This window comes from Streptomyces anatolicus (assembly GCF_019400875.1).
GTDB classification, from domain to species: Bacteria; Actinomycetota; Actinomycetes; order Streptomycetales; family Streptomycetaceae; genus Streptomyces; species Streptomyces anatolicus.
Genome location: NZ_WMBF01000707.1, coordinates 1 through 2,399, shown reverse-complemented (window position 1 = coordinate 2,399; position 2,399 = coordinate 1). Strand labels below are relative to the sequence as shown.

2 protein-coding genes are annotated in these 2,399 nt (G+C 73.1%); both read left to right on the top strand.

Features of this window, described 5'->3' with window-relative positions; genetic code table 11:
• The first annotated feature begins 17 nt into the window (after positions 1–17).
• A complete protein-coding gene (locus GKQ77_RS31630) occupies positions 18–605 on the top strand; it encodes a GNAT family N-acetyltransferase (protein WP_219692551.1) in 588 nt (195 codons plus the stop codon).
• Positions 602–1,852, top strand: coding sequence for an MFS transporter (locus tag GKQ77_RS31625; protein ID WP_219692550.1), 1,251 nt, complete (start codon positions 602–604; stop codon positions 1,850–1,852). The genes GKQ77_RS31630 and GKQ77_RS31625 overlap by 4 nt, the downstream gene beginning before the upstream one ends.
• Positions 1,853–2,399: the final 547 nt, after the last annotated feature.

The window sequence follows — 2,399 nt, the reverse complement described above, 5'->3', positions numbered from 1 at the left end:
CTCCGGAGCACGCCGCCATGACCCCTGTCCTGCGCACCGAACGCCTGGACTTCCTCCCCTACCGACCCGAACACGAGGACCACTTCGTCGCGCTCCTTCGGGACGAAGAGGTGTGCCGCTGGATGGGCCAGGACCTCGTGCCCGAACCGCAGCTGCGCGAGGTGTTCCGCGCCATCCTCACCGACGTCTACCCCACGCGCCGCTTCGATGTGTGGGGCCTGTGGCTCGCGGGCGCCTACGCCGGGCACGCCGAGGTGAAGCCCACCGGCAACGTCGACGGCCACGAACTCATCACCGCGCTCGCCCCCGCGTACTGGGGGCAGGGACTGGGCGGCGAGACCGTACGCGGCCTGCTCCGGTACGCCGCCGACACTCTCGAGCTCAGCGAGGCGTACGGCATGGTCGGCGCCGAGAACACCGCCAGCCTCGCCCTCTGCCGCCGCCTTGGTTTCCGCCACGTCCGTGATGTCGTCGGCGATGACGGTTCCGTGACGAAAATGATGGTCATCCCCACGGGCTTGACCGAGCCCGCGCCCACGGGCACGGCCGGCGCGGACGGTGGGGCCGGGGCAGCCGGGACCGCGTCCGCCGGGAATTCGGTGTGAGCCGGCCGGCCGTCGGCGAGGGCACGGCAGGGACGGCGGACGGCGACCGGCCGCCGGGGCTGTGGCGCAACCGCGACTTCAACCTGCTGTGGACCGGGCAGTGCCTGTCCGACCTCGGCGGCGCCATGCTCGAACTGGCGCTGCCGCTCCTGGTGCTCCAGCAGACCGGGTCCCCGGCGCAGGCCGGGCTCGTCGGCACCGCCGGACTCGTCACCACCCTGCTGTGCCGGCTGCCGGCCGGTGTCCTCGCCGACCGCCTCGACCGGCGCCACCTGATGATCACCTGCGACATGCTGCGGCTCGCCGGGTACGCGCTGCTCGGCTGGGCGGTGGCGGCCGGTACCGCGAGCCTGCCGGTGATCCTCGCCGTGGTGATCGCCGGTGCCGCCGCCACGGCCGTCTTCAGCACCGCCGAGCACGCCTCCGTACGCAATCTGGTCCGCCCCGACCAGCTCACCGCGGCCGTTGCCCGCAACGAGGCGCGCGCGTACGCCGTCTCCCTGACCGGTCCGCCGCTCGGCGGCCTGCTCTTCGGGCTCGGCCGCGCCCTGCCCTTCCTCGGCAACGCGCTGAGCCACCTGCTCTCCCTCGTGGCCGTCGTCTGCATCCGGCGGCCCCTCCAGGAGACCCGGCGGGAGGCGGCCCAGACCGCCGCCGTCTCCGTGGCGCAGGGCCTGCGCTTCCTCCTCGGCCATCCCTTCCTGCGCGCCCTGCTGGTGATCGCCGCGCCGCTGAACATGGCCTTCACCGGCATGATCTTCGCGATGACGCTCGCCCTGCTCCAGGCGGGCGTGGCCCCGGCCCTGGTGGGTCTCGCCGGCACGATCTTCGCGCTGGGCGGCTTCCTCGGCGCCCTCGTGGCCCCCGCGCTGCAGCGGCGGCTGCGGCTGCCCGTCCTGATGAGGCTGCTGTGCTGGACGACCGCCGCGCTGATGGCGGTGAGCACGCTCCTCGCGGGCAGCGTGCTGGGCGCGATACCGCTGGCCGCCGCCGTCTTCCTCGGGCCCACGGCGAACGCGGCACTCTTCGCCCACCAGGCCGCCGTCACCCCGGACCACCTGCAAGGCCGCGTGGTCAGCGGCGTACTGCTCGCCGCGGGCTCCGCCGCCGCGCTCGCCCCCGCCCTGGCCGGCGCCCTCCTGGCCCGCTTCAGCCCGACACCGGCGATGCTGGTCTTCCCCGCCCTAGTGACCGTCGCCGCCGTGACGGCCACCCGCAGCAAGGGCCTCCGAGGCATGTCCGACTGAGGCCTATGGGGCCACCGGTCCGCCTCGGGGCCCGCACATCTGGGGGCCGTGTACGTGCGCCAGCGGGAGGGAGCCGGGTGAATGGACGGCAGGAGCAGCCGGTCCGTTCGAAGGAGCCACCCACACATGCGCACCCGTACCGCCATGACCGCCCTTGGTCCATCCGCCGTCAGCCTTCTGGGGGCAGTCGTGCCCACGGCGCACCACAACGCCCGCGACGGCCGACGACCGGCCCCGGGTGCCTGTGCACACCCGACGACGTGAACGCCGCGTGCCAATGAAGTCGCGGAGATTTCCCCACAGTTCACTTGGTGCCGGACCGGCAACCTCCGCACCGCGCTCGTGCACCCCCTCGCCGGAAAAAGTTGGCTCACTCGCCCCTGCCCGGGCCCGGGCAGGGCCCCTACGGTCCCCTGTGACCAGTCGGCGACGCCCGCCAACTCATCGTCCTCTTCTCGGTGTAGGAGTATCAGTGGACCGTCGCAATTTCCTGCGTGGTGCGGTGTTCGGCACCTCTGCCGCCGTCTTCGGTGGCACCCTCATGCAC